At 43.8% G+C, this 793-nt stretch carries 1 protein-coding gene; it reads right to left on the bottom strand.

What is annotated here, in order from left to right:
* Window positions 1-245: 245 nt before the first annotated feature.
* Window positions 246-793: S16 family serine protease (locus AC29Z1_RS16875; protein WP_488272614.1), on the bottom strand; the 548-nt coding region annotated here is incomplete at its 5' end.

Genomic DNA, 793 nt, shown 5'->3' with positions numbered 1-793 from the left:
TTCCCGTCCAACATCTAGATGAATAATCATGTATGGAAAAACTAATATACCTCTTAATGGTAACAGTGGTATTGTACGGCGTTTATCTGTCAAAACTGCTTCCTCCCTTCGGTAACCTTGCGGCATTTGGCTTAAGTTATTAGTAGTTTCAACACCGCTATGTAAAATATTCTAACGCAACCACAAAAAATCCTTTTATCCCTTAATAAATATAGGCCGGGTTTGTCGACCCGGCTAACATTATCTTAAACTTTATCGACACCGGCTGCAGCCAACACATCCGGCATAGTTACTGTTACATCCTGCCGCAGCACTTCGCCGGTCTTGATCACAGCATGCTGTAATACTTCATCGAAAGTTTCAACAGGAATCACTTCAATATCCATGTTCTTATAAAGTTCCTGCCAATTTTCTGCAGGAATTATTACCCGCCGTGCACCCGCCTGTTTCGCTGCGGCTAGTTTTGCGCTCACTCCGCCAACTGGTTTTACCAGCCCGCGGATCGAGATTTCACCAGTCATTGCCACAGTATTATCGATCGGTATGTTCTTAACCGCCGAATAAATCGCAGTTGCTACTGTCACACCGGCTGACGGGCCATCTACAGGAACGCCACCGGGGAAATTTACATGAATATCATATTTATGATATTCAATCCCATATAGCTTAGCCAATACAGTAAGTACATTTTCCAGCGATCCTTTTGCCATACTTTTGCGTCGTACAGTTCTTCCTGGCGCTCCCATTTCTTCTTCTTCAATAACTCCGGTGACAGTTAGCTTTCCTGTACCAT

This window comes from Sporomusa sp., from assembly GCF_057736855.1.
Note: the sequence above shows the minus strand (reverse complement) of the source record. Positions and strands in the feature narration are given on the sequence as shown.